General features: G+C 75.4%; 28 protein-coding genes. 12 read left to right on the top strand and 16 right to left on the bottom strand.

Annotated features, from left to right (window positions below):
• Nucleotides 1-48: 48 nt before the first annotated feature.
• The gene (locus SNE206_RS07280; protein WP_407912537.1) at nucleotides 49-348 is read left to right on the top strand and encodes an MTH1187 family thiamine-binding protein; all 300 of its coding nucleotides are present in this window, start codon (nucleotides 49-51) and stop codon (nucleotides 346-348) included.
• A 71-nt stretch (nucleotides 349-419) separates the two neighbouring features.
• Entirely contained in the window at nucleotides 420-941 is a 522-nt protein-coding gene (locus SNE206_RS07275) for a hypothetical protein (RefSeq protein ID WP_407912536.1), read from the top strand.
• 24 nt (nucleotides 942-965) lie between these two features.
• On the opposite strand, the gene SNE206_RS07270 is transcribed toward SNE206_RS07275, so the two are convergent.
• Nucleotides 966-1,658: an ester cyclase gene (locus SNE206_RS07270; RefSeq protein ID WP_407912535.1), complete on the bottom strand. Its 693-nt coding sequence runs from the start codon at nucleotides 1,656-1,658 to the stop codon at nucleotides 966-968.
• A 294-nt stretch (nucleotides 1,659-1,952) separates the two neighbouring features.
• On the opposite strand from SNE206_RS07270, the gene SNE206_RS07265 reads away from it, so the two are divergent.
• The 3 genes from SNE206_RS07265 (at nucleotide 1,953) to SNE206_RS07255 (ending at nucleotide 4,203) form a co-directional block, all read left to right on the top strand.
• On the top strand, nucleotides 1,953-2,555 hold the full coding sequence (locus SNE206_RS07265; protein ID WP_407912534.1) for a hypothetical protein: 603 nt from the start codon (nucleotides 1,953-1,955) through the stop codon (nucleotides 2,553-2,555).
• Between the two features lie 62 nt (nucleotides 2,556-2,617).
• Nucleotides 2,618-3,265 (top strand): TIGR03085 family metal-binding protein, encoded by a 648-nt coding sequence (locus SNE206_RS07260; RefSeq protein ID WP_407912533.1) that lies wholly within the window; start codon nucleotides 2,618-2,620, stop codon nucleotides 3,263-3,265.
• 158 nt (nucleotides 3,266-3,423) lie between these two features.
• Nucleotides 3,424-4,203: a VOC family protein gene (locus SNE206_RS07255; protein ID WP_407912532.1), complete on the top strand. Its 780-nt coding sequence runs from the start codon at nucleotides 3,424-3,426 to the stop codon at nucleotides 4,201-4,203.
• A 60-nt stretch (nucleotides 4,204-4,263) separates the two neighbouring features.
• On the opposite strand, the gene hisF is transcribed toward SNE206_RS07255, so the two are convergent.
• The 8 genes from hisF to hisD are packed head-to-tail and all read right to left on the bottom strand — an operon-like array spanning nucleotide 4,264 to nucleotide 10,050.
• Nucleotides 4,264-5,034, bottom strand: a complete 771-nt coding sequence (gene hisF, locus SNE206_RS07250) for an imidazole glycerol phosphate synthase subunit HisF (protein ID WP_405013807.1) — start codon at nucleotides 5,032-5,034, stop codon at nucleotides 4,264-4,266.
• On the bottom strand, nucleotides 5,031-5,465 hold the full coding sequence (locus SNE206_RS07245) for a RidA family protein (RefSeq protein ID WP_407912531.1): 435 nt from the start codon (nucleotides 5,463-5,465) through the stop codon (nucleotides 5,031-5,033). The genes hisF and SNE206_RS07245 overlap by 4 nt, the downstream gene beginning before the upstream one ends.
• Nucleotides 5,462-6,187, bottom strand: coding sequence for a bifunctional 1-(5-phosphoribosyl)-5-((5-phosphoribosylamino)methylideneamino)imidazole-4-carboxamide isomerase/phosphoribosylanthranilate isomerase PriA (priA, locus tag SNE206_RS07240; protein ID WP_405013805.1), 726 nt, complete (start codon nucleotides 6,185-6,187; stop codon nucleotides 5,462-5,464). Before priA ends, SNE206_RS07245 begins: the two co-directional genes overlap by 4 nt.
• A 48-nt stretch (nucleotides 6,188-6,235) precedes the next feature.
• Nucleotides 6,236-6,871, bottom strand: a complete 636-nt coding sequence (gene hisH / locus SNE206_RS07235; RefSeq protein ID WP_407912530.1) for an imidazole glycerol phosphate synthase subunit HisH — start codon at nucleotides 6,869-6,871, stop codon at nucleotides 6,236-6,238.
• Between the two features lie 22 nt (nucleotides 6,872-6,893).
• Nucleotides 6,894-7,046, bottom strand: coding sequence for a hypothetical protein (locus SNE206_RS07230; RefSeq protein ID WP_407912529.1), 153 nt, complete (start codon nucleotides 7,044-7,046; stop codon nucleotides 6,894-6,896).
• Nucleotides 7,043-7,636: an imidazoleglycerol-phosphate dehydratase HisB gene (gene hisB, locus SNE206_RS07225; protein WP_407912528.1), complete on the bottom strand. Its 594-nt coding sequence runs from the start codon at nucleotides 7,634-7,636 to the stop codon at nucleotides 7,043-7,045. The genes SNE206_RS07230 and hisB overlap by 4 nt, the downstream gene beginning before the upstream one ends.
• A gap of 6 nt (nucleotides 7,637-7,642) precedes the next feature.
• On the bottom strand, nucleotides 7,643-8,746 hold the full coding sequence (locus SNE206_RS07220; RefSeq protein ID WP_407912527.1) for a histidinol-phosphate transaminase: 1,104 nt from the start codon (nucleotides 8,744-8,746) through the stop codon (nucleotides 7,643-7,645).
• Nucleotides 8,743-10,050 (bottom strand): histidinol dehydrogenase, encoded by a 1,308-nt coding sequence (gene hisD, locus SNE206_RS07215; RefSeq protein ID WP_407912526.1) that lies wholly within the window; start codon nucleotides 10,048-10,050, stop codon nucleotides 8,743-8,745. Before hisD ends, SNE206_RS07220 begins: the two co-directional genes overlap by 4 nt.
• A gap of 91 nt (nucleotides 10,051-10,141) precedes the next feature.
• Here hisD and SNE206_RS07210 point away from each other — a divergent pair, with 91 nt between their 5' ends.
• The 3 genes from SNE206_RS07210 to ybaK all read left to right on the top strand — a co-directional run bounded on the left by SNE206_RS07210 (nucleotide 10,142) and on the right by ybaK (nucleotide 13,049).
• On the top strand, nucleotides 10,142-11,722 hold the full coding sequence (locus SNE206_RS07210; protein ID WP_407912525.1) for an oxidoreductase: 1,581 nt from the start codon (nucleotides 10,142-10,144) through the stop codon (nucleotides 11,720-11,722).
• 70 nt (nucleotides 11,723-11,792) lie between these two features.
• On the top strand, nucleotides 11,793-12,521 hold the full coding sequence (locus tag SNE206_RS07205) for an LON peptidase substrate-binding domain-containing protein (RefSeq protein WP_407912524.1): 729 nt from the start codon (nucleotides 11,793-11,795) through the stop codon (nucleotides 12,519-12,521).
• Between the two features lie 33 nt (nucleotides 12,522-12,554).
• Complete coding sequence (ybaK, locus tag SNE206_RS07200) at nucleotides 12,555-13,049, top strand: Cys-tRNA(Pro) deacylase (protein ID WP_407912523.1); 495 nt, start codon at nucleotides 12,555-12,557, stop codon at nucleotides 13,047-13,049.
• Nucleotides 13,050-13,070: 21 nt separating this feature from the next.
• Here the strand turns inward: ybaK and SNE206_RS07195 are convergent, their stop codons facing one another.
• The 4 genes from SNE206_RS07195 to SNE206_RS07180 all read right to left on the bottom strand — a co-directional run bounded on the left by SNE206_RS07195 (nucleotide 13,071) and on the right by SNE206_RS07180 (nucleotide 17,126).
• Nucleotides 13,071-13,931 (bottom strand): hypothetical protein, encoded by an 861-nt coding sequence (locus tag SNE206_RS07195; RefSeq protein WP_407912522.1) that lies wholly within the window; start codon nucleotides 13,929-13,931, stop codon nucleotides 13,071-13,073.
• Nucleotides 13,932-13,987: 56 nt separating this feature from the next.
• On the bottom strand, nucleotides 13,988-14,791 hold the full coding sequence (locus tag SNE206_RS07190) for an ABC transporter permease (protein WP_407912521.1): 804 nt from the start codon (nucleotides 14,789-14,791) through the stop codon (nucleotides 13,988-13,990).
• Between the two features lie 10 nt (nucleotides 14,792-14,801).
• A complete protein-coding gene (locus SNE206_RS07185; RefSeq protein WP_407912520.1) occupies nucleotides 14,802-15,827 on the bottom strand; it encodes an ABC transporter ATP-binding protein in 1,026 nt (341 codons plus the stop codon).
• A 72-nt stretch (nucleotides 15,828-15,899) separates the two neighbouring features.
• Nucleotides 15,900-17,126 carry an NYN domain-containing protein gene (locus SNE206_RS07180; protein ID WP_407912519.1) on the bottom strand — a complete coding sequence of 409 codons (1,227 nt, stop codon included), beginning with the start codon at nucleotides 17,124-17,126 and terminating at the stop codon, nucleotides 15,900-15,902.
• A gap of 163 nt (nucleotides 17,127-17,289) precedes the next feature.
• Here SNE206_RS07180 and SNE206_RS07175 point away from each other — a divergent pair, with 163 nt between their 5' ends.
• Complete coding sequence (locus tag SNE206_RS07175) at nucleotides 17,290-18,051, top strand: hypothetical protein (RefSeq protein WP_407912518.1); 762 nt, start codon at nucleotides 17,290-17,292, stop codon at nucleotides 18,049-18,051.
• Between the two features lie 163 nt (nucleotides 18,052-18,214).
• Here SNE206_RS07175 and SNE206_RS07170 read toward each other — a convergent pair whose 3' ends face one another.
• Nucleotides 18,215-19,243, bottom strand: a complete 1,029-nt coding sequence (locus tag SNE206_RS07170; protein ID WP_407912517.1) for an aspartate-semialdehyde dehydrogenase — start codon at nucleotides 19,241-19,243, stop codon at nucleotides 18,215-18,217.
• Nucleotides 19,244-19,479: 236 nt separating this feature from the next.
• A complete protein-coding gene (locus tag SNE206_RS07165) occupies nucleotides 19,480-20,454 on the bottom strand; it encodes a dihydrodipicolinate synthase family protein (protein ID WP_407912516.1) in 975 nt (324 codons plus the stop codon).
• 29 nt (nucleotides 20,455-20,483) lie between these two features.
• Here SNE206_RS07165 and SNE206_RS07160 point away from each other — a divergent pair, with 29 nt between their 5' ends.
• On the top strand, nucleotides 20,484-21,383 hold the full coding sequence (locus SNE206_RS07160) for a LysR substrate-binding domain-containing protein (RefSeq protein WP_407912515.1): 900 nt from the start codon (nucleotides 20,484-20,486) through the stop codon (nucleotides 21,381-21,383).
• A gap of 47 nt (nucleotides 21,384-21,430) precedes the next feature.
• Here the strand turns inward: SNE206_RS07160 and SNE206_RS07155 are convergent, their stop codons facing one another.
• Nucleotides 21,431-22,192 carry a class I SAM-dependent methyltransferase gene (locus SNE206_RS07155; RefSeq protein ID WP_407912514.1) on the bottom strand — a complete coding sequence of 254 codons (762 nt, stop codon included), beginning with the start codon at nucleotides 22,190-22,192 and terminating at the stop codon, nucleotides 21,431-21,433.
• Nucleotides 22,193-22,267: 75 nt separating this feature from the next.
• Between SNE206_RS07155 and SNE206_RS07150 the strand changes: the two genes are divergently transcribed.
• Together SNE206_RS07150 and SNE206_RS07145 are read left to right on the top strand one after the other, a co-directional pair.
• Nucleotides 22,268-22,714, top strand: a complete 447-nt coding sequence (locus SNE206_RS07150; protein WP_407912513.1) for a type II toxin-antitoxin system PemK/MazF family toxin — start codon at nucleotides 22,268-22,270, stop codon at nucleotides 22,712-22,714.
• A gap of 115 nt (nucleotides 22,715-22,829) precedes the next feature.
• Nucleotides 22,830-23,495: an RDD family protein gene (locus SNE206_RS07145; protein WP_407912512.1), complete on the top strand. Its 666-nt coding sequence runs from the start codon at nucleotides 22,830-22,832 to the stop codon at nucleotides 23,493-23,495.
• Nucleotides 23,496-23,504: the final 9 nt, after the last annotated feature.

The following is a 23,504-nucleotide window of genomic DNA, read 5'->3' as shown; positions in this document are numbered from 1 at the left end:
GCTGGGGCGGGAGCGCCCGACGGGCGCGCAGGGAGAGCGAGGACAGCCGTGATCGTGGCCTTCTCCGTCACGCCGCTGGGCGTGGGCGAGGACGTGGGCGAAGCCGTGGCGGCGGCGGTGCGGGTGGTGCGCGCGAGCGGGCTGCCGAACCGGACGGACGCCATGTTCACCTCGGTCGAGGGCGAGTGGGACGAGGTGATGCCGGTGGTGCGGGCGGCGATCGAGGCGGTGAAGGCGTACGCGAGCCGGGTCAGCACCGTCATCAAGATCGACGACCGGGCGGGGGTGACGGACGGTCTGACGGCGAAGGTGGCGACCGTCGAGCGCCACCTGGGGGGCGGGCAGTAGCTCCGATCCGCTGACGGCGTCCCCCGCCGGGGGTCAGAATGGCTGCGGACGCAGGGGCGAGGGGGCTCGGGGTGGAGCAGGCGCAGAGGCGGCGGGCGGTCGTGGCGACCGGCGTGGCGGCGGTGCTGGTGGCCGCGGCCGCGGTGTGGCTGTGGCCGGACGGCGGCCACCGCTCGGCGCAGCCGCCGCCGGTGGCGGTCGGTGCCTCGCCGAGCCCGTCGCCCAGCCCGTCGCCGACGCTGCCGTACCCGTTCTTCCCGCCGGGCACGTGCCTGGACCACCCGCAGCTCAGCAAGGTGATCACGACGGTCGAGGCGCGCCCCTGCGAGCAGTCGCACGACGGCGAGGCCATCGCGAACGTCCGGCTGCCGGAGGGGCTGACGAGCGACGCGGGGATCGGCCGGGCCCTGCGGGAGCTCTGCAAGGTCCCGCTCGCGGAGTGGGACCGCCGGCAGGGCGGCGGCGGCCCGTACTACGGTTTCCCGTTCGGCCCGTCCCTGGCGTTCTACGGGCAGGGCATGCGGGACGCGACGTGCGCGATGACGGTCAGCTCCCGGCAGGAGGGCCGGAAGCTGACGGGCCGTCTGCGCTGACCCGCGGGCGGGCGCGGCCGGGCGTCACATCCGGACGAGCCCGAGCTGCCGCATCATGCTCATGCTGTCCCAGTGCCACCAGCCTTCGCAGATCATGCCGTCCTCGATGCGGAAGGTCGTGGTGCCGGTCATCTCGACGCGCTTGTGGGTGGCCGGCAGGCCCATGAACTCGCCCTTGTGGAGGCCGCTGAAGGTCCAGCGGGTGGCGACCTGGTCGCCGTCGGCGAGCTGGCTCTCGATGGTGAAGCCGACGTCGAAGGCGTCGAGCCACCCGGCGCACTTCTCCCGCATGGCGTCGCGGCCCATGACGTCGGTCTCGTCGGCGATGTCGTGGTCGTGGTAGCCCTCGGCCATGAACTCGTCGAGGACGGAGAGGTCTCCGGCCGACAGCCCGTCCATGAAGCGGCGCGCGGTCTGCTTGTTGAGCTGCTCGTCGCGGACGATGTCGAGGTCGGTGAAGGTCGGCGGCTCGTCGCAGAGCGCCACCATCTCGCGGAAGATCCGGTCGGTCTCGGGGAGCTTCGAGTTGCGCATCGCCTCCTCGTAGGAGGGGAACTCGACGATCTCGACGACGTGCCGGCCGTCGGCGCGGTCGGCGCCCACCATGGAGTGGGTGGCCGTCCTGCGGCCCCTGGTCTGCTCGACCCAGCTGTCCATCAGCCGGTTCAGGTCGTCGACCTTGTCGGTCCTGCATTCGATGAGCTGGACGAACGTCATGCTGCACCTCCTGGTGGCATCGCCCCCACGGCCCATGATCGTTCGCCGGCCGCCGTGCCCTCGGCTTCTTACGATCCTCCCGGTGCGCGTGGCGGGCAAGGCGCGGCCGGGCGGGCCGCCGCAGGCCCGGAAGGCATGTCAAGGAAACCTTGACAACTTCGATCATGTCAAGGTTTCCTTGACATACGGCGGCCACGACACCCCAGGGCCGGCGCCGGAGCGCCCCGCGACCCGCCACCACCGCCCTGCCCGCCCTCCTGCCGACCGAGCCGCACACCCCCCGGAGGCCCCGCCATGACCGCTGAACCCCTGCTCGCCCCCGACGAGGTCACCCGGATCCGCGAGGGTGTCGCCGCGGCCGTCCTCGGCGCTCCCGAGGGCCTGGCCGACGCCCTGGAGCACGACCCCGCGGGCTACCTGCGCCTGGTGGACGCCACCCGGGTCGGCGCCGAGGAGACCGGCCGGCTGCTCCGCGAGGCGGTCCAGGGCGCCCGGGCCGCCGGCCACAGCTGGGACACGGTGGGACGCGTCCTCGGGGTGAGCCGCCAGGCCGCCCAGCAGCGGTTCGCCGAGAAGGCCCTCGCCCCGGCCCCGTCCGGACCGGCCGACGGCACCGGGAGCGGCGGCGCCGAGCGCCGCGTCCTGACCCCGCTCTCCGCCTTCAACGAGATGGCCGCCCTCGCTGAGGCCGGTCGCGACGGCTGGCACCTCGTCGGCTACGGCCCGCTGTTCCACGAGGTGGAGGCCTCCGGCCACCCCTGGGAGCACTGCCGCGTCACCCTGGCGTCCGGCGGACGGCACCGCCGCCTGGAGGCCGAGGGCTGGACCCCGGTCGGCACCGGCTGGTTCCCCTGGCGCTACTACAAGCGGCCGCTGCGCCCCGCCGGGGACGCCTGAGCGGCAACTCCCCCCGCCGGTACCGCCGCAGGACCGGCGGGCCGCTGGCTAGGGTGGTGCGCATGGCGACGTATGCACGGGCGGAGCGTGAACGGCTGGCGGACCTGCTGGCGGCGGCCGGGCCGGAGGCCCCGACCCTGTGCGCGGGGTGGACGACCCGCGACCTGGCGGCCCACCTGCTGCTGCGGGAGCGCCGGCCGGACGCCGCGGCCGGCATCCAGCTGGGCCCGCTCGCCGGCTGGACGGCCCGGGTGCAGCGCGGGTACGCGCGGCGGCCGTACGAGGAGCTGGTGCGGATGTTCCGGACGGGGCCTCCGCGGTTCTCGCCGTTCGCCCTGCCGGGGGCGGACGAGGCGGCCAACCTCGTCGAGTACTTCGTGCACGCCGAGGACGTCCGCCGGGCGGGACCGGACCGGACGCCGGGGCCGGTGGCGGCGCCGGTCGCCGACGCCCTGTGGCGGCGGCTGCCGACGGCGGCCCGGCTGGAGGCGGGCCGCCGCTCCCCCGTGCCGCTCGTGCTGGAGCGGCCGGACGGGCGGAGCACCGCGGTGAGCCGCCGTACCGGGCCTGCCGTGCACGTCACCGGCGAGCCGGGCGAGCTGGTGCTGTTCGCCCTCGGCCGGGGGGCGCGGGCCGCCGTGACGGTGGCGGGCCCGGAGGCGGCCGTCGCCGCCCTGCGTGCGGCCGTGCCGCTGCCCCCACCGCGCTGACCTGCCCGGATACCGGGTGCGCGGTGCGGCACGCGCGACGGCCGGGGGCGCCGCGCGCGCGGTTGTCGGTGGCGCCGGTCACACTGGCTGGTGGCCGTGGGTCGAGGTCTCCGCGCCCGGCGGAGCCGCCCGGCCACCGACCGTCGAAGGGCACCCTCATGCTCACCACGGACTTCCGGACCGGTTCCCCCTGCTGGATCGACCTCGGCAGCCCCGACGTCCCCGCGACCGCCGCGTTCTACGGCACGGTCCTCGGCTGGACGTTCCACCCGATGGAGGGCGCGGGCGGGTACGGCTTCTTCCACCAGGACGGCCGCAGGGTCGGCGCCGTCGGCCCGCAGACCGAGGAGGGCTCCTCCCCGGCCTGGATGATCTACTTCTCGACCCCGGACGTGGACGCCGCCGTCAAGACGGCCGAGCAGCACGGCGGCACCGTGCGGGTCGAGCCGGGCGACGTGATGGCGGAGGGCAGGATGGCGCAGCTGTCCGACCCGGCCGGGGTGCAGTTCGCGCTGTGGCAGCCCGGGAACACGGCGGGCGTGGACGCCGTCAACGACCCGAACACGCTCTGCTGGGCGGAGCTGCACACCGCCGAGCCGGCCGCCGCGACGGCGTTCTACCAGGCGCTGTTCGGCTGGCGCGCGGAGGACGTCGAGATGCCCGGCATGACGTACACCGTGGTCTCCACGGCCGAGGGCGGCGACCGGCAGGAGGCGTCGCTGGGCGGCATCGCCCCGCTGCAGAGCGAGGACGAGCCGCTGCGCTGGGTGCCGTACTTCGAGGTCGCGGACGTGGACGCGGTGCTCGGCCGGGTGGAGCACAGCAGCGGGGCCGTCGTCATGCCGGGCATGGACGTGCCGGGTGTCGGCCGGATGGGCTGGGCGACGGACCCGCACGGCGCGGTGTTCGCCGTGATCCGCAGCGAGACGCCGTCCTGAACGGCTCCGCGGGCCCCGCCGGGCGGCGGGGCCCGCGGTCGGGTCGGCGGACGGGCGGGGTCAGCGGACGGGGTGGCCGGTCTCCCGGAGGGCGTCCTTGACCTGGCCGATGGTGAGGTCGCCGAAGTGGAAGACCGAGGCGGCGAGCACCGCGTCGGCGCCGGCGTCGACGGCCGGGGCGAAGTCGGCGAGCTTGCCGGCGCCGCCGGAGGCGATCACCGGGATCGAGACGTTCTTGCGGACGGCCCGGATCATCTCCAGGTCGTAGCCGTCCTTGGTGCCGTCGGCGTCCATCGAGTTGAGCAGGATCTCGCCGGCGCCGAGCTCGGCGGCGCGCACGGCCCACTCGACGGCGTCCAGACCGGTGCCGCGGCGGCCGCCGTGCGTGGTGACCTCGAAGCCGGACGCGGTCTCGGTGCCCTCCGGCGCGCGGCGGGCGTCCACGGACAGCACCAGGACCTGCCGGCCGAAGCGGGCGGCGATCTCGCGGATCAGCTCCGGGCGGGCGATGGCCGCGGTGTTGACGCCGACCTTGTCCGCGCCGGCCCGCAGCAGCTGGTCGACGTCGCCGACGGCCCGCACGCCGCCGCCGACGGTGAGCGGGATGAAGACCTGCTCGGCGGTGCGGCGCACCACGTCGTACGTGGTCTGCCGGTCGCCGGAGGAGGCGGTGATGTCGAGGAACGTCAACTCGTCGGCGCCCTGGGCGTCGTAGGCCTTGGCGAGCTCGACCGGGTCGCCGGCGTCGCGCAGGTTCTGGAAGTTGACGCCCTTGACGACCCGTCCGGCGTCGACGTCCAGACAGGGGATGACACGTACTGCGAGGGTCACGGCTTGCCTTCCAGGGAGGTTGCGAGCCCGGCGCGGTGGGCCTCCAGCTCGACCTCGACCATCATCCGGGAGTCGATCAGGCCCTCCACCACGACCACGGTCAGCACCGGGCGGATCGTGTCGAAGAGTTTCTTGTGCGCGCGGCCGGCCTCGTCGCTGTCGCGGACGTGCGTGAGGTAGATCCGGGTGCGGACCACGTCGGCCGCGGAAAGCCCGTACGGCTCCAGGGCCTTGAGCGCCACGGCGAACGCGGTGAGGGTCTGGGCGTACGGGTCGCCCTCGTCCTGCACCATGCCGTCGTGGTAGGCGGTGGTGCCGGCCACGAGGACGAAGTCCCCGGCCGCGACGGCGCGGGAGAATCCGAACTCCTCCTCCCAGGGGGAGAAGCCGGACACTCGTAGCGGACGTGACGCAGCCGGGGTCTCGGTCATCGGGACACAGCCTCCAGGGCCTCTTCGAGGGTGAACTTCTGCTCGTAGAGGGCCTTGCCCACAATCGAGCCCTCGACACCCTCGGGCACGAGGGTGGCGATGGCCCGCAGGTCGTCCAGCGAGGAGACGCCGCCGGAGGCGACGACCGGCTTGTCGGTCGCGGCGCAGACGTTGCGCAGCAGTTCCAGGTTGGGGCCGGTGAGGGTGCCGTCGCGGTTGACGTCGGTGACGACGTAGCGGGCGCAGCCCTCGGAGTCGAGGCGGGCGAGCACCTCGTACAGGTCGCCGCCGTCGCGGGTCCAGCCGCGGCCGCGCAGGGTGGTGCCGACGACGTCGAGGCCGACGGCGATCTTGTCGCCGTGCTCGGCGATGACCTTGGCGACCCAGTCGGGGGTCTCCAGGGCGGCGGTGCCGAGGTTGACGCGGGTGCAGCCGGTGGCGAGGGCCGCGGCGAGGGTCGCGTCGTCGCGGATGCCGCCGGACAGCTCGACCTTGATGTCGAGGCGGCCGGTGACCTCGGCGAGCAGCTCGCGGTTGGAGCCGGTGCCGAAGGCGGCGTCGAGGTCGACGAGGTGCAGCCACTCGGCGCCGGCGTTCTGCCAGGCGAGGGCGGCGGCGAGGGGCTCGCCGAAGGAGGTCTCGGTGCCGGAGGCGCCCTTGACCAGGCGGACGGCCTGGCCGTCGCGGACGTCGACGGCGGGGAGGAGTTCGAGGCGGCTCACGTACGGCTCTCCAGGCTCAAGAGGGGCTTTCGGCGGGTGGCGACCCGGTCAGAGGGTTCCGACCCAGTTGGTCAGCAGGGCGGCGCCTGCGTCGCCGGACTTCTCGGGGTGGAACTGCGTGGCCCAGAGCGGCCCGTTCTCCACGGCGGCGACGAAGGGCCGGCCGTGGGTCGCCCAGGTGACGACCGGGGCGTGCAGGCGTGCGCTGTGGACCTCCAGCTCCCAGCGGCTGACGCCGTAGGAGTGGACGAAGTAGTAGCGGGCGTCGGCGTCGAGCCCGGCGAAGAGCCGGCTGCCCTCGGGGGCGTCGACGGTGTTCCAGCCCATGTGCGGGACGATCGGGGCGTCCAGCGGCTCGACGGTGCCGGGCCACTCGTCGCAGCCGGCGGTCTCCACGCCGTGCTCGACCCCGCGTTCGAAGAGGATCTGCATGCCGACGCAGATGCCGAGCACCGGGCGGCCGCCGGCGAGGCGGCGGCCGATGATCTGCTCGCCGCGGACGGCCTTCAGGCCGCGCATGCAGGCCTCGAAGGCGCCGACACCGGGCACGAGCAGGCCGTCCGCGTCGAGGGCGGCCTGGAAGTCGGAGGTCACGGTGACGGTGGCCCCGGTGCGTTCGACGGCACGCTGCGCGGAGCGGAGGTTGCCGGACCCGTAGTCGAGGACGACGACGTTCTTGCCCATCGGTTCTGTCTCTCCTACGGGGCTAGAGGCGCATGGCGCCGGCGGCGAGGCACAGGGCGGCGCCGATGGCGAGGACGGCGATGACGCCCTTGGGCAGTTTCTGCTTCCAGAACGAGATGACGCCGCCGGTGAGGAACAGGCCGACGAAGATCAGCGCGAGGGCGCCCTTGCTCACAGTGCACCCTTGGTCGAGGGGAGGATCCCGGCCGCGCGCGGGTCGCGCTCCGAGGCGTAGCGCAGCGCCCGGGCGAGCGCCTTGAACTGGCACTCGACGATGTGGTGGGCGTTGCGGCCGTACGGCACGTGGACGTGCAGGGCGACCTGGGCCTGGGCCACGAAGGACTCCAGGATGTGCCGGGTCATCGTGGTGTCGTAGGAGCCGATCATCGGCGCCATCGACTCCGGCTCGGTGTGCACCAGGTAGGGCCGGCCGGAGAGGTCGACGGTGACCTGGGCGAGCGACTCGTCCAGCGGCACGGTGCAGTTGCCGAAGCGGTAGATGCCGACCTTGTCGCCGAGCGCCTGCTTGAAGGCGGCACCGAGGGCGAGGGCGGTGTCCTCGATGGTGTGGTGGGTGTCGATGTGCAGGTCGCCCTCGGTCTTGACCGTGAGGTCGAAGAGGCCGTGGCGGCCGAGCTGGTCGAGCATGTGGTCGTAGAACCCGACGCCCGTCGAGATCTCGGTCTTTCCGGTGCCGTCGAGGTCGATCTCGACGAGGACCGAGGTCTCCTTGGTGGTGCGTTCGACGCGGCCGATACGGGACATGCGGGGTTACAGCTCCTTGATCACTAGGCGGACGGCGTCCAGGAAGGCGTCGTTCTCGGCGGGCGTGCCCGCGGTGACGCGCAGCCACCCGGGCACGCCGTTGTCGCGGACGAGCACACCCCGGTCGAGGATCGCCTGCCAGACCGCGTGGGTGTCGGCGAAGCGGCCGAACTGGATGAAGTTGGCGTCGGAGTCGGTGACCTCCACGCCGAGGCCGCGCAGCGCGTCGACGACGCGGTCGCGTTCGGCCTTGAGCTGCTCGACGTAGCCGAGCAGGGTGTCGGTGTGCTCCAGGCAGGCCAGCGCGGTCGCCTGGGTGACGGCCGACAGGTGGTACGGCAGGCGCACCAGCTGCACGGCGTCGACGACGGCCGGGTCGGCGGCCAGGTAGCCGAGCCGCAGGCCGGCCGCGCCGAACGCCTTCGACATGGTGCGGGAGACCACGAGGTGCGGGCGGCCCTCGATCAGCGGCAGCAGCGAGGCGCGGTGCGAGAACTCGACGTACGCCTCGTCGACGACGACGATGCTGGGCCGGGCGGCCTGCGCGGCCTCGTACAGGGCGAGCACGGTGTCGGCCGCGACGGCGGTGCCGGTCGGGTTGTTCGGCGAGCAGACGAAGACGACGTGCGGCCGGTGCTCGGCGATCGCGGCGACGGCGGCGTCGACGTCGATCGTGAAGTCGTCGTTGCGCGGGCCGGAGATCCAGCCGGTGCCGGTGCCGCGGGAGATCAGCGCGTGCATCGAGTACGAGGGCTCGAAGCCGAGCGCGGTGCGGCCGGGCCCGCCGAAGGTCTGCAGCAGCTGCTGGAGGACCTCGTTGGAGCCGTTGGCCGCCCAGACCTGCGGCCGGGTGACCGGGTGGCCGGTGGTGCGGGTGAGGTACGCCGCGAGGCCCTCGCGCAGCTCGACGGCGTCCCGGTCGGGGTAGCGGTTGAGGTGGCGGGCGGCCTCGGCGACCCGCTCGGCGATCCGGGCGACGAGCGCCCCGGGCAGCGGGTACGGGTTCTCGTTGGTGTTCAGCTGGACGGGCACGTCGAGCTGCGGCGCGCCGTACGGGGACTGCCCGCGCAGCTCGTCGCGGACGGGGAGGTCGTCGATGCGGATGCTCATGCGCCCGGCACCGTCCAGTCGAAGCGGGCGCGGATCGCGTCGCCGTGGCCGGGCAGGTCCTCGGCGTTCGCCAGGTTGACGACGTGCGCGGCGACGTCGGCCAGTGCCTCGCGGGTGTAGTCCACGACGTGGATGCCGCGCAGGAACGACTGCACGGACAGGCCCGAGGAGTGGCAGGCGCAGCCGCCGGTCGGCAGCACGTGGTTGGAGCCCGCCGCGTAGTCGCCGAGCGAGACCGGCGCGTACGGGCCGATGAAGACCGCGCCCGCGTTGCGGACCCGGGCGGCGACCGCGCGGGGGTCGCGGGTCTGGATCTCCAGGTGCTCGGCGGCGTACGCGTTGACCACCGCCAGGCCCTGCTCGACGTCGTCGACCAGCACGATGCCGGACTGCCGGCCGGCGAGCGCCTCGGTGACGCGCTCGCGGTGCCGGGTGTTCGCGACCTGGGCCTTGAGCTCCGTCTCGACCGCGTCGGCGAGCGCGAGGGAGTCGGTGACCAGCACGGAGGCGGCCATCGGGTCGTGCTCGGCCTGGCTGATCAGGTCGGCGGCGACGTCACGCGGGGACGCGGAGTCGTCCGCGAGGATCGCGATCTCGGTGGGGCCCGCCTCGGCGTCGATGCCGATCCGGCCCTTCAGGAGGCGCTTGGCGGCGGCGACGTAGATGTTGCCGGGGCCGGTGACCAGGTTGACCGGGCGGCACTCCTCGGTGCCGTACGCGAACATCGCGACCGCCTGGGCGCCGCCGACCGCGTACACCTCGGTGACGCCGAGCAGCGCGCACGCCGCGAGGATCGTCGGGTGGACGGAGCCGTCGAAGTCCTTCTGCGGCGGCGAGGAGACGGCGATGCCGGGCACCCCCGCCTCCTGCGCGGGCACGACGTTCATCACGACGGAGGACGGGTAGACCGCGAGGCCGCCCGGCACGTACAGGCCGACCCGGTCGACCGGCACCCAGCGCTCGGAGACCGTGCCGCCCGGCACCACCTCGGTGGTGTGGTCGGTGCGGCGCTGCGCGCGGTGGACGAGGCGGGCGCGGCGGATCGACTCCTCCAGCGCGGCGCGCACCTTCGGGTCGAGCGCCTCCAGGGCGGCGGTGATCCGCTCCTCGGGCACCCGGGTCGACGCCAGCGTCACGCCGTCGAAGCGGGCGGTGATCTCGACGAGCGCCGCGACCCCGCGATGGCGGACGTCCTCGCAGATCGGCCGCACCTTCTCCAGGGCGGCCTCGACGTCGAACTCGGCTCGGGGCAGCAGATCGCGCGGGTCCGAGAGGGAGCCGCGCAGGTCGATTCGAGAGATCACAGGGACCAGTGTAAGGAGTGGCCGAAACCGGGGGCCCCGCATTTCAGTCCGTGATACGAAGGGCGGGACGGCCAGTGATCACGGGGGGACCATGGCGGGCACGGCACCGGACGGCTGGACACCGGTCGAGCAACGCCTCTGGGAGGCGTTCCGGCACGGCGAACCGCTCGACCTCCGCACCGGCGACGCCACCCTCGACGACGCGGTGCGCAGCGGCGACTGGGGGCCCGGACGGACGGTGCGCGCCGCCGCGGTCGCCCGGCTGCTGCTGGACGGCCCCACGGCCGCCGACGGGCGGGTCGCCGCCCTCAAGCTCACCGGCGCGCTCGTCACCGGCCCGCTGGAACTCGCCGGCGCGACCATCGGGCACTACGTCGAGCTGGAGGACTGCCGCTTCGACCACAAGCTGCTCATCTCCGAGGCCCGGGCCGGCACGGTGCGGCTCGTCGGCTGCCTCATACCCCGGCTGGAGGGCGCCCGGTTCGCCACCGAGGGCGACCTCCACCTGGCCCGGTGCACGGTGCCCGCCGGCATCCGGCTGACCGACGCCAGGATCGGCACCGACCTGCTGCTCAACCACGCGGTGCTCGGCGGCGACCGGTACGGCCGGGCGCTGGCGGCCGACGGCATCACCGTCGGCCAGGACGTCGAGGCCGAACGCCTCGTCGCCGTCGGCGAGGTGAGCCTGCGCACCGGACGCGTCGGCGGGCGGCTCTCCCTGCGCGGCGCCGACCTGCGGGTCACCGGGCCGGGCCGCAGCTGCCTCAACCTGGCCCGGATCACCGTCGGCAGCACCCTCTACCTCACCGGCTCGCTCGACAACGGGTGGCGCGGCTCCCGCACGCTCTACGGGCACGGCTACGGCGACCCGCCCGATCCCGGCGCGCCGACCACGCCGTTCCGGGCACGCGGCGGCGTCCGCCTCTCCGACGGCCGGTTCGAGAACGCCTGCCTGGTCAACGACGCCGTGTTCACCTTCACCGGCCGGCAGGAACTCGCGCTGCGCCGCATCCAGACCCCCGAACTGCGGTTCACCTGCCCCGCCCCCGCGGCGGGCCGCGTCTCGCTCTCCCGGGCCCGGGTGGGCAACCTCGTCGACACGCCCGCCTCCTGGCCCGGCGGCGGCCGGGTCGGCCTCGGCGGCTTCGCCTACGACTCGCTGCGCCCCGCCGCGCCGTTCAGCGTCGCCCAGCGGATCGCCTGGCTGGAGGACTCCCTCGCCGAGTACCAGCCGGAGCCGTACGAGCAGCTCGCCGCCGCGCTGCGCCGCGACGGCCGCGACGAGGACGCCCGCGAGGTGCTCCACGCCAAGCAGCGCCGCCGCCGGGCCGCCCTGCCGCCGCACGCCCGGCTCTGGGGGCTGCTGCAGGACGTCACCGTCGGTTACGGCTACCGCCCCGGCCGGGCCGCGCTCTGGCTGCTGCTCGCCTGGCTCGCCGGCACCGCCTGGTTCGCCGGCCACCCGCCCGCCCCGCTGAAAGCCGACGAGGCCCCCACCTGGAACGCGCCGCTGTACGTGCTCGGCAAGCTGCTGCCGGTCGTCGACCTCGGCCAGGGCGGCTGGAACCCGGACCGCCCCGGGCAGTGGGTGGCCGCCGCGCTGGTGCTCACCGGCTGGATCCTCGCGACCACCGTGGTCACCGGCGCCACCCGCCTGCTGCAGCGCGGCTGAACCGCCCGGCGCGCCCCGCGTGGCGGAACGCCCCCGCGCGCCGGGCACCGCTGCAACTACGCTGTGCGCCGTGACTGAACGGCTCCCGCTCTTCCCGCTCAACACGGTCCTCTTCCCGGGCCTGGTGATGCCCCTGCACGTCTTCGAGGAGCGCTACCGCCGACTCGTCGCCGATCTGCTGGCCGGGCCCGAGGACGCCCCGCGGCGCTTCGGCGTGCTCGCCATCCGCGACGGCCGCGAGGTCGCGCCCGTCCGGGAGAAGGACGGGCCCGCCGGGCCGCTCGACGGCCTGGGCACGACGACCGGGGATCCGCTGGAGGCGCTGTACAAGGTCGGCTGCGTCGCCGACGTCACCACCGCCCGCCGGCAGTCCGACGGCCGGTACGAGCTGCTGATCACCGGCACGACGCGGTTCCGGCTGCTCACCGTCGACGCCACCGGGCCCTACCTGGTCGGCGAGACCGAGCCGCTGCCGGAGGAGTCCGGCCAGGGCTCCGGGGCGCTGGCGGCCGCCGTCGAACGGGCCTTCCGCGCCTACCGCAAGCGGCTCGCCGGCGCCAGGGAGTCCAGCCTCGCGGGCGACCAGGACCTGCCGCTCGACCCGCAGGTGCTCTCCTACCTCGTCGCGGCCGCCGCGGTGCTGCCCGCCCCGGTCAAGCAGGAGCTGCTCGCCAGCCCGCAGACCGCGCAGCGGCTCACCACCGAGCTGGAGCTGCTGCGCCGGGAGAACGCGCTGCTGGCGTGGCTGCCGTCGGTGCCCGCCGCCGACCTCACCCGTCAGGCCTTCAGCCCCAACTGACCACCGCGAGCACGCGAGGAGCGCCGCACCGCCATGGCGAAGAAGACGAAGAGGGGCGGCCAGGGCACCCCGGCCACGGTCGCCCTGGACGGCGCCGGGATCGCCTACACCGTGCACGCCTACGACCACGACCCGGCCGCGGCCTCGTACGGCGGCGAGGCGGCCGAGGTGCTGGGCGTCCCCGCCGCCCGGGTGTTCAAGACCCTGGTCGCCGACGTCGACGGCACCCTCACCGTGGGCGTCGTGCCCGTCTCCGGGCAGCTCGACCTGAAGGCGCTGGCCGCCGCCGTCGGCGGCAAGCGGGCGGCGATGGCCGACCCGGCGGCCGCCGAGCGCAGCAGCGGCTACGTGCTCGGCGGCATCTCCCCGCTCGGGCAGCGGCGGCCGCTGCGCACCGTGCTGGACGCGAGCGCCCTGGACCACGGCACGGTCTTCGTGTCGGCGGGCCGCCGCGGCCTGGAGGTGGAGCTGGCGCCCGCCGACCTGGTGGCGCTCACCGGCGCCCGGACGGCCCCGATCGGGCGCTGACCCGACCGGCGCCGGGCGCCGCTAAGCGCCCGGCCGCTGCCCGTCGGGCCGGTGACCGTCGGGCCGGGGCTCGCCCGCGTACGGGCCGGGCCTGCCGTACGGGCCGGGGCCTCCGTACGGACCGGGCCCGTCGTACGGGTGGCCGTCCCAGGGCTGCGTGCCGTGCACCGGCTCGTCCGGGTGCGGGTGCGGGTGCGAACCGGGCGGCAGGCCCGGCTGCTGCGGCGCGTCCTGCGGCACGGGACCGGCCCAGGGCTGCGGCGACGCCCAGTACGGCGGCGGGTCCTCCTCGCGCTTGCCGAAGGCCGCGGAGAGCGCCAGCAGCAGCACCATCGACGTCATCGGCCAGACCAGCAGCGCGCCGTGCGCACCGAGCTCCAGCGGGGCGCTGAAATGCCCGCCCTCGCCGGCCGCCCGGGCATGGGCCACCAGGTCGGAGGTCGGGCCGAGCCGCATGCCGAGCTGCCAGCCGGCCACCGAGCCCGCCAGCCCGCCGACGGCCAGGCCCACCGCGACCGCGATGCCGCCGCCGCGGCGCCGCGTCAGCAGGAACGCGGCCAAGGCCGTGAGGATGCCCGCGCCGAGCGCGAGGAGGGCGAAGACGCTGTCCGCGCCGGCCCGCTGCTCACCCTCGGGATCCGCGTAGAGCAGCTGGTCGCCCTTGACGATCAGGCCCACCCGGGGGGCCAGCCAGAGCCAGAGGAGGCCCAGCACCACACCGAGCAGCGCGCACGCGGCCGCCGTCAGCCCGCCGACCCTGAGCTCCGGGAGCAGCGCGCGCTGCGGCCGGTCCGGCCGGGCGGGCAGCGGGGGCGGGGCGAACGGGTCGTGCGGGACGGCCGGGTGCGCGTCCGGGCCCGTAGGTGTGTTCGGTGCGGTCACCGGCCCATCGTTTCACGACCGGGCCCGCTCCGGTCGGACACGGTTCGATCACCGCCTCAGCGGGTGGCCCGCCGGTACGCCCAGGTGGCCGCCGTGAGCGAGCACAGGCCCACCGCCGCGCAGACCCCGAGGTCGCCGAGGACGGCCGCCCAGTCGGGGGAGGCCGTGAACGTCCGGGCGAACGCCTCCACCCCGTACGTCGAGGGCAGCAGGTCGCGCAGCCAGGTGACGGGCTGCGGCAGGTTGCCGGCCGGGAGGACGCCGAGCAGCAGCGCCGCCGACATGCCGAGCTGGCCGAGCAGGGTGGCGATCTCCTGGCGGGGCGCGAGCAGGCCGCAGACGGCGCCGAGGCCCGCCAGCGCGGCACCGGCGAGCGGCACGACCGCCAGCAGCACCCACAGGTGGGCGATCGGCAGGTCGAACAGCCAGGCGCCGGCGGCGGCCGTCACCAGCGACCCCGGCAGGGTGAACGAGGCGTACGCGCCGGCCGCGCCCAGCACCACGGCGGCGGGCGGCACCGGCAGCGTCGCGTAGTGGTCGAGGCCGCCGGTGGCGCGGAGCCGCCCGAAGTACTGGGCGAGCAGGTTCAGCGCGACGAACGCGACCACCAGCACCGCCGACCCGGCGACGACGGCGTGCGCGGCCGGGTTGTCGCCCGGCTCGACGACGCCGCGCATCATGACGAGGATGCCGAGCGACTGGAACGTCGCGACGAACAGCAGCGGGATCCGGGCCACCCGGGCGCGGGCGAGCTGCGCCCGGTAGACGGCGGCGAGCGAGGGCAGCAGCCGGGCGGCGGGCGCGAGTCCGGCGGCGGGCACCGGCGGGGCGGCGGGGGCCGCGGCTTCCAGGATCGTCACGTCGGGGTCCTTACTTCGCCAGGCCGCTGTGCCGGCCGCCGAGCTTGAGGTAGGCGTCCTCCAGGCTGGGCGTGGCCAGGGTGAAGTCGTCGAGGGCGGCGAAGGCGGCGCCGCTGGTGACGGCGGCCACCAGCTCGCGGGCCTCGTCGGGGGTGGTGCGCACCGTCCAGCGGCGGCCGGTGCGCTCGGCGCGTCCGGCGAGCAGGGCGACGGCGGGGACGTCGAGGGGCGCGTCGGTGCGCCACACCAGGTCGAGCCGGACGTCGCCGTCGACCAGCGCCTTGAGGCCGCCGGGGGTGTCGCAGGCGATGACCCGGCCGTCGTCGACGACGGCGACCCGGTCGAGGACGGTCTCGGCCTCGATCACGTTGTGGGTGACCAGCAGCACGGTGGTGCCGTGCTCCGCACGGCGGCGGTCGACGGCCGACCAGACGGCACGCCGGGCGACCGGGTCCATGCCGGTGGTGGGCTCGTCCAGGACGAGCAGCGGCCGCTCCCCCACCAGGGCGGCGGCGAAGCAGGCGAGCCGGCGCTGACCGCCCGACAGCTTGGCGAGCGGGCGGTGCGCGATCGGCCCCAGGCCGAGCTCGTCGAGCACGTCGGCGGTCGCGGCGCGGGCCTGCGCCCGGCCGAGGCCGCGCAGCCGGCCGGTGGTCTCGGCGGCGAGCGCGACGGTCAGCTCGTCCAGTGCGGTGGACTCCTGGCCGAGGTAGGCGAGCAGCCGGGCGGCCCGCTCGGGGTGGCGCACGATGTCGTGGCCGAGGATGTCGATGCTGCCGGCGTCGGGGCGCAGCAGGCCGGTGAGCTGGCGCACCAGGGTCGACTTGCCGGCGCCGTTGGGGCCGAGCAGGCCGAAGATCTCGCCGCACCGCACGGTCAGGTCGATCCCGTCGTTGGCCCGGACCTCGACGGCCTTCGCACCGGTGCCGCTGCGGTACGACCTGGCGAGGCCGCGCACCGTGCAGCAGGCCTGGCCGGCCCGGTCGTCCGCGGCCCGCGGCGGGGCCTGCGGTGCCGGCCGGTCGGTTGTGCTCACGGTCGGAGACTCTACGCTCCGCGGCCCGCGAACCGGACGACGGGGCCCGACCCGGGCGGGCCGCGGGCGCGGCTACTCCTCGGCGAGGGCCACCCGGCCGCCGGGCACCCGGGCGGCGAGCTCCTTCCAGAAGCCGTCGCGGATCGCGTAGCGGTCGGCCTCGTCGATCTGGTCGTCCTTGTGGGCGAGCAGCCCGAAGCGGGCGGCGTAGCGCAGCAGCTCGCCGTCGAGGCGGTGCGGGATGCGCGGGTAGTCGGCCCACAGCACGGCGGGGCGGCGGCCCGGGCCGAGGCGGTCGAGCCAGCGGCGGGCGAAGACCTGGCCGACCTCGTGGGCGTCGCCGCCGATGCCGGTGATGTCCTCCTCGCGGTCGGTCCAGCGCTGGGCGGCGGTGGTGAGCTGGGCGAGCGTCGGGAGGGCGTCGCCGGCCGTGGCGGCGGGGTCGGCGGGCGGGCGGTCCACCCAGCCCCGGTCGGAGGTCCAGCGCAGCACGGGGCCGCCGTGCGCGGCGGCGGGCTGCGGGGGCGGCCCGGCGGGCTGGGGGACGGCCGGGTGGGGCACGGAGGTGCGGGCGGCGAGGTCCCTGGGGGTGGGCACGACCTTGAGGGCGGCGGCCGGCTGCGGGCGTCCCGGGGCGGGCACGGGCACCGGCACCGGCGCGGCGGCCGGGTCCGCGGGCGGGGCGGCCGGTGCGGCCAGCAGGGTGGCGATCCGGGACGGGGCACCGGGGGCGGCGTAGGGCGGCGGCACGTCGCGGAGCCGTACCCAGCGCTCCATCCAGGCGCGGTCGAGGACGCGGCGCTCGTCGGCCTCGGCGACGAGGTCCTCGGACTGGTTGAAGTCGCCGTCGGCGGCCTGCAGCGCCCACAGGTGGACGGCGACGCCGTGCTCCTTGGCCGACATCACGCCGGGCAGCAGGTCGCCGTCGCCGGTGACGAGCACCACGTCGGCGCAGGCGTGGTTGCGGGCGAGCTCGGTCAGCTCGGCGTGCATGGCCGCGTCGACGCCCTTCTGCACCCACCGGCCCTCGGCGCGGGTGAGCGCGCCGAGCCGTACGGTCACCCGGGGCAGCACGCGCAGCCGGCGGTGCTCGGGCAGCGGGCGGCGGTCGGGGGCGGCGTCGAACCAGTAGACGCGCAGCAGCGGCAGGCCGGTCTCGGCCTCGGCGCGCTCGCGGAGCGCGGAGATCAGCACGGTGTGGTCGACGGTCACCCGGGAACGGGACGGCTCGCCGACCAGCAGACTGGCGGCGGCTCCCAACAGGTAGCCGGCGTCGACGAGGACTACGCAGCGGTCCACATCCGCTCCTCTCCTCCGGTCGGCCCCCGGTGGGGCGGGGGCTGGGCACCCCTCACGGAGTGAGGAATTGGGCAGTCCTTACCCTCGGATCGGCCGCCGAACCGCTGCGGGCGCACCCCCACGTGCCGGAGCACCCCCGGGCGGCGGCGATACTGGTCGGATCATGCGGAAGACATCCTGGGCGCTGTGCGCGGCGGCGGCGGGCTCGGCGGTGGCCGTGCTCGCGGTGCCGACCGTCACCACCGACCGCTCGCACGGCGACACCGCCGTGACCTCGATCACGGTCAACAACGGCAAGCCTGTCCTGCTGGGGCCGGCCAGGGCGGCGGCGTTCCCCCTGGTGGTCCGGGCGCGCGACGACTCGGGGATCCGCGCGGTCGACCCGGTGGGTGTCTGGGGGCCCAACTACGGGGTGCTGAAGGTCGGCGCCCTGCGCTGCACGGCCGGGCCGGGCACCGAGTCGGTGTGCCGGGGCACGGTGACGGTCGACCCGGTGCAGAAGGAGATCTTCAACGACGAGGCCGGCACGTGGTTCGTCGACCTCCAGGTGACGGCGAACGACGGCGACCGCTTCGTCGGCAAGGCGACGGGCGGGTTCTCCCTGAAGCGCGCGGCGAAGCTCTCCGGGTCGGGGGTGCCGGCGACGGCGACGGCCGGGCAGCGGATCGCCGTGCAGGGCTGGCTGGCGCGGTCGTTCTGGACGGACAACAAGTTCCACGGGTACAAGGACGGCGTGGCGTACCTGCAGTTCCGCGCCGAGGGCTCGCACCGCTGGACGACCGTCGCCCGGGCGGTCTCCACCGCCTCCGGCACGGTGCGGGCGAGTGCGAAGGTGACCGGCCCCGGCGACTTCCAGTGGTACGCGCCCGGCGACAAGTGGACGGGCGACGCGGTCTCCCGGGAGATGCCGGTCCGCACCCGCTGAGCGGCGCGGGGCGCGCGGCCTCCCCGTCGCAGGCGTTCCCCGTCACGGGTGCTCCCGTCGCAACCCGCCGCCGTCACGGGTGCCGCCGCGCAGGCGTCCCGACGCGGGCCGGCCCCGCACCCGTGGCTCACGGGTGCGGGGCCGGCTGCTGCGGCGGGGCGGGTCAGCCGCGGAGCTCGGCGGCGACCAGCTCGGCGATCTGCACGGCGTTGAGCGCCGCGCCCTTGCGCAGGTTGTCGTTGGAGAGGAACAGCGACAGGCCGTTGTCGACGGTCTCGTCGGCGCGGATCCGGCCCACGTACGTCGGGTCCTGGCCGGCCGCCTGCAGCGGGGTCGGGATGTCCGTCAGCTCGACGCCCGGTGCGCCGGCCAGCAGCTCCACCGCGCGCTCCGGGGCGACCGGGCGGGCGAAGCGGGCGTTGACCTGCAGCGAGTGGCCGGTGAAGACCGGCACGCGCACGCAGGTGCCGGAGACCTTGAGCCCGGGGATCTCCAGGATCTTGCGGCTCTCGTGGCGGAGCTTCTGCTCCTCGTCGGTCTCGTTGGAGCCGTCCTCGACGATCGACCCGGCCAGCGGGATGACGTTGAAGGCGATCGGGCGCTTGTAGACGCCCGGCTCCGGGTACGCGACGGCGGACCCGTCGTGGACGAGCGCGGTCGCGTTCCCGACGACCTTGCCGGCCTGCTCGTGCAGCTCGGCCACGCCGGCCAGGCCGCTGCCCGACACCGCCTGGTAGGTGGCGACCACCAGGGAGACCAGGCCGGCCTCCTCGTGCAGCGGGCGCAGCACCGGCATGGCCGCCATGGTGGTGCAGTTCGGGTTGGCGATGATGCCGAGCGGGCGGTCCGCGATCGCGTGCGGGTTGACCTCGGCGACGACGAGCGGCACCTGCGGGTCGCGGCGCCAGGCCGAGGAGTTGTCGACGACGACGGCGCCCGCGGCGGCGACCTTGGGGGCGAGCGCCTTGGAGGTGGAACCGCCCGCGGAGAAGATCACGATGTCCAGGCCGCTGTAGTCCGCCGTGGCCGCGTCCTCGACGGTGACCTCGGTGTCCTGCCACGGCAGCGTGCGCCCGGCGGAACGCGCCGACGCGAACAGCCGCAGCTGTTCGACCGGGAAGTCCCGTTCCGCCAGGATCTCGCGGACGACGCCGCCCACCTGGCCGGTGGCTCCAACGATGCCGATCCTCATTGCGTTTCCTCCAGTGTCGTGCTCGACCGGGTTGTGCTTGATCGCCGTCCGCACCCTGCCATCATGCCCTGTCGCAGGCGGGGGCCGCCGCGGTGTCCCACGGTGTGGGCCGGCGGCCGCGGGGCCGTGCGGGCCCGCACCGAGACGGCCTGCGGGCGGAGTCCGCGGGCCCCGGAAGAACTGCGGGGCGGGTCCGCGCGGACGGGGATTCGTCCGAATACGATTCGTACGGGAACTCAGTCCTCGTCGAGGGCGGCGAGGCGCTCCAGGGCGGCGGCCACCGCGGGGGCGGTCGCGGGCAGCAGCGGCAGCCGCACGTCCGGCGTCGGGATGCGGCCCCGGGCGTGCAGCACCCCCTTGACGACCGCCGGGTTCGGCTCGGCGAAGGCCGCGCGGGCGAGCGCCGCGAGCCGGTGGCCCAGCTCGCGCGCCCGGTCGGTGTCGCCCTTGCCCCAGGCGTCCGCGAGTTCGGCGTGGCGGGCGGTCGCCAGGTGCGCGGAGGCCGGGATGCCGCCCGCCGCGCCGAGCGCGAGCATCGGCGACAGGTAGGTGTCGTCGCCCGCCATCACCCCGTCGTGTCCGGCGCCGAGGAGTTCCACGGCGGCCTCGTCGAGGCCGCCCGTCGCGTACTTCAGCCCGGCCACGTTCGGCAGCCGCAGGAGCGCGCCGAGCACGTCGGCGCCGAGCGGCTGCCCGGTGCGGTGGGGCACGTGGTAGACGACCAGCGGCACGGGGCTGTGCGCGGCGAGGTGCCGGAAGTGCGCCAGCACCCCGGGCCCGCCCGCGCGGACGAACGCCGGCACCGTCACCAGCGCGGCGTCCGCGACGCCGTCCAGGGCGGCGAGCGCCCCGACGCTGCGGCGGGTGTCGCTGCTGCCCGCCCCGACGGTCAGGTGGGCGCCGTGCTCGCGGGCGACGCGGGACAGCACCCCGACGACGGCTTGGCGCTCCGCCTCGTCGAGGGTGGCCGGCTCGCCGGTGGTGCCGAGGGCGACGAGGCCGGTCGCGCCCTGCGCGAGCACGTCGCGGGCGAGGCCCTCCAGGGCGTCGAGCGCCACCGAGCCGTCCGCGGCGAAGGGGGTGATCAGCGGGACGTGAATGCCGTGCAGGGCCGGCGGTGCCAGCGGTGCGCGGGGTTCCGGTGCTTCCAGCGGTTCCAGCGGTTCCATGCCGACGAGCCTGCCGCCCGGCATCGTGCAGGTCCAGTTCACGTTTCCGAGGCTTCTCGTAAGCTGGGCCGATGCTCGACGTCCGCCGCCTGCGCCTGCTGCGCGAACTCGCCCACCACGGCACGATCGCCGCGGTCGCCGAGGCGCTCGCCTTCAGCCCGTCCGCCGTCTCCCAGCAGCTCTCCGTGCTGGAACGGGAGGCCGGCGTGCCCCTGCTGGAACGCACCGGCCGCCGGGTCGCGCTCACCCCCGCCGGCCGGAACCTCGTCCGGCACGCCGAAGCCGTCCTCGAACTCCTGGAACAGGCCGGCGCCGAACTCGCCCACGCCCGCCGCGGCCTGGCCGGACCGCTGCGGATCGGCACCTACCCGTCCGCGGCGCGCGCCGTCATGCCCGCCGCCCTCGCCGAACTCGCCGCCCGCCACCCCGGGCTGGAGCCGATGGTCTCCGAGGTCGACCCGGCCGCCGTCGCCGCCGCGCTGCGCGCCGGGGAGCTCGACGTCGCGCTCGTGCACGAGTACGACCTCGTGCCGTCCGAGCCCGAACCCGGACTCGCCCTGACCCAGCCGGTCTTCACCGAGCCGATGTACCTCGCCGCGGCCGCCCCGGGCACGGTCGCCGGGCACCGCGACTCCCCGTGGATCATGTCCCCGCCGGGGACGCTCTGCCACGCGATGGCCCTGCGGGCCTGCCAGCAGGCCGGGTTCACACCGCGCGTGCGGCACCACGTCGACGACTTCGCCACCGTGCTCGCCCTGGTGGCCGTCGGGCAGGGCGTCGCCCTCGTCCCGCACCTGGGCACCGCCGGCGGCACGCCCGCCGGCGTCACCCTGACCCGGCTCCCGATGTACCGCCGCACCCGCACGGCCTTCCGCGCGGGCGGGGCGGGCCACCCGGCGGTCGGCGCCTTCACGGCCGCCCTGCACACGGCCGTCCCGCCGGCCCTGGGCGGAACCCCGCCGGCGAACTGACGGCCGGCGGACAGACGGCCGGCGGACCGGCGCCGGACGGGCCGCGGTCAGGCCGGCTTGCGGAGGTCGACGAGGGTGCGGGCCGCGTGGGCGGTGAACGGGCCCTGCGAGGTGATGAGTCCGTGCAGGTCGCGCAGGCGGTCGCGGTACTGCTCGACGGTGAAACCGGGCACCATCCAGATCACCTTGCGGAGGAACCAGACGACCGCGCCGACGTCGTGGAACTCGGTGCGCAGCCGTTCCGTGCGGACGTCGACGGCCTCCAGGCCGGCGGCCTCCGCGGCGGCGCGCTCGTCGTCGGGGTGGCGGCCGCGGCGGGCGGCCTCCGGCAGCGGGCCGAGGAAGTGCTCGACGAGCTCGAAGACGCTGGCGGGGCCGACGTGCTGGGCGAGGTAGGTGCCGCCGGGGCGCAGCACACGGGCGATCTCCGTCCAGCGCGGGGCGACGGGGTGACGACTGGTCACGAGGTCGAACGCGGCGTCGGCGAAGGGCAGCGGCCGTTCGCCGGGGGCCGCGACGACGACCGCGCCGAGCGGGCGCAGCAGGGCGGTCGCCCTGGCCAGGTTGGGCGGCCAGGACTCGGTGGCGGCCATGACGGGCGGGAAGGGGGCCGCCCCGGCCAGTACCTCGCCGCCGCCGGTCTCGATGTCGAGGGCGGCGCCGACCGTGGCCAGGCGCTCGCGCAGGAGCCGCTGGTAGCCCCAGGAGGGGCGTTGCTCGGTGGCGCGGCCGTCGAGCCAGGAGAAGTCCCAGCCGTCCACGGGGGCGGTGCCGGCCTCGGTGACGAGCGCGTCGAAGGTGGGTGCCATGGTGCCGATCCTCCCGCCGCCGCGGGGGTGCGGGCCACCGGATACCGGCCGGGCCGCACCCGCTACCCTTCGCGCATGGCTGAGCTGATCAACGAGGACGTCCCCGGCCGTCACGGCCCCGACGCGACCGTCGAGGTGGAGGCGTACGAGGTGGGCGCCGTCCGCACCGAGTACTCCCCGAAGCACGACGGCGACCCCGACCCGGGCGAGATCGTCTGGACGTGGGTGCCGTACGAGGAGCGGGACGGGCGCGGCAAGGACCGGCCGGTGCTGGTGGTGGCCCGGGAGGAGGGCGGCAGCCTGCTGGCCGTCATGCTCTCCAGCAAGGGGCACACCGGTGACCGCGACTGGGTGCCGATCGGCTCCGGCCCGTGGGACAAGTCCGGGCGCGACTCGTGGGTCGCCCTCGACCGCGTGATGCGGGTGTGGGACGGCGGGATGCGCCGTGAGGCCTGCGCGCTGGACCGGGCCCGTTTCAACACCGTGGTCGACAGCCTGCGCCGCCGTTACCGCTGGCGCTGACGGGAGTTCGCCCGGCGTCGTCCCGGGGGGCTGTCGCCGCGGGGTGCGCACCCGGTAGAACTGGCGTGCGCAGTGATCGCGTTCGGCGGCCCTGCACGAGACGAGCCGGGAGAGCATGAGCACCGAGGATCCCACGGAGAACGGTCGTCCGACCGACCCGGGGCAGAACCCGTACGGCAGTACCGCGAAGGAGAACCCCTACGGCGGGCCCGGCGGGCCGGCGCCGTACGGGCAGGCACCGCCCGGCGGCGTCCCGCACGCCCGGCAGCCGTACGAGGGTGCTCCGCAGGACGGCGGGCGGTACGGGTCGCCGCTGCCGCGGTGGCTCACGCCGCGCGGGTCCGGCGGCCCGGAGGCTCCGGGGTCGCGGACCCTGGCGTCGTTCGGCGAGCGCTTCCTCGCCCGGCTGATCGACTTCGCGGTGCTGCTCGTCCCGTCGTTCGTGCTGTTCGTGCTGTTCGGCAGCCGGACGCCGGGGCTGGCCTCCCTCGCGATGGCCGTGGTGACGCTGGGCTACGAGATCGGCATGATGCTGGCGGCGGGTCAGCAGACCGTCGGCAAGAAGGTCATGCGGCTGCGGGTGGTGGAGGCCGACGGCGGCGGCCGCCCGGAGGACGGCCGGCTGTGGGCCCGTTCGGCGGTCTACGCGCTGCCGCAGTCCCTGTCGTCGGTGGGCGCGTTCTTCTCGCTGCTCGACGACCTGTGGCAGCTGTGGGACAAGCCGCTGCAGCAGTGCATCCACGACAAGGCGGGCCGGACCCTGGTGGTCAAGGAGCACTGAGCCCGCTCG

This window comes from Kitasatospora sp. NE20-6, assembly GCF_045862635.1.
Note: the sequence above shows the minus strand (reverse complement) of the source record. Positions and strands in the feature narration are given on the sequence as shown.

What these genes read in the sequence shown, in the direction of transcription:
- SNE206_RS07145 (WP_407912512.1), top strand. Translation starts at nt 22,830, where the DNA reads ATGAGCACCGAGGATCCCACGGAGAACGGTCGTCCGACCGACCCGGGG.
- SNE206_RS07170 (WP_407912517.1), bottom strand. Translation starts at nt 19,243, where the DNA reads ATGAGGATCGGCATCGTTGGAGCCACCGGCCAGGTGGGCGGCGTCGTC.
- SNE206_RS07160 (WP_407912515.1), top strand. Translation starts at nt 20,484, where the DNA reads ATGCTCGACGTCCGCCGCCTGCGCCTGCTGCGCGAACTCGCCCACCAC.
- SNE206_RS07150 (WP_407912513.1), top strand. Translation starts at nt 22,268, where the DNA reads ATGGCTGAGCTGATCAACGAGGACGTCCCCGGCCGTCACGGCCCCGAC.
- SNE206_RS07265 (WP_407912534.1), top strand. Translation starts at nt 1,953, where the DNA reads ATGACCGCTGAACCCCTGCTCGCCCCCGACGAGGTCACCCGGATCCGC.
- SNE206_RS07220 (WP_407912527.1), bottom strand. Translation starts at nt 8,746, where the DNA reads ATGAGCATCCGCATCGACGACCTCCCCGTCCGCGACGAGCTGCGCGGG.
- SNE206_RS07255 (WP_407912532.1), top strand. Translation starts at nt 3,424, where the DNA reads ATGCTCACCACGGACTTCCGGACCGGTTCCCCCTGCTGGATCGACCTC.
- hisB (WP_407912528.1), bottom strand. Translation starts at nt 7,636, where the DNA reads ATGTCCCGTATCGGCCGCGTCGAACGCACCACCAAGGAGACCTCGGTC.
- ybaK (WP_407912523.1), top strand. Translation starts at nt 12,555, where the DNA reads ATGGCGAAGAAGACGAAGAGGGGCGGCCAGGGCACCCCGGCCACGGTC.
- hisH (WP_407912530.1), bottom strand. Translation starts at nt 6,871, where the DNA reads ATGGGCAAGAACGTCGTCGTCCTCGACTACGGGTCCGGCAACCTCCGC.
- SNE206_RS07155 (WP_407912514.1), bottom strand. Translation starts at nt 22,192, where the DNA reads ATGGCACCCACCTTCGACGCGCTCGTCACCGAGGCCGGCACCGCCCCC.
- SNE206_RS07260 (WP_407912533.1), top strand. Translation starts at nt 2,618, where the DNA reads ATGGCGACGTATGCACGGGCGGAGCGTGAACGGCTGGCGGACCTGCTG.
- SNE206_RS07245 (WP_407912531.1), bottom strand. Translation starts at nt 5,465, where the DNA reads ATGACCGAGACCCCGGCTGCGTCACGTCCGCTACGAGTGTCCGGCTTC.
- SNE206_RS07210 (WP_407912525.1), top strand. Translation starts at nt 10,142, where the DNA reads ATGGCGGGCACGGCACCGGACGGCTGGACACCGGTCGAGCAACGCCTC.
- SNE206_RS07175 (WP_407912518.1), top strand. Translation starts at nt 17,290, where the DNA reads ATGCGGAAGACATCCTGGGCGCTGTGCGCGGCGGCGGCGGGCTCGGCG.
- SNE206_RS07270 (WP_407912535.1), bottom strand. Translation starts at nt 1,658, where the DNA reads ATGACGTTCGTCCAGCTCATCGAATGCAGGACCGACAAGGTCGACGAC.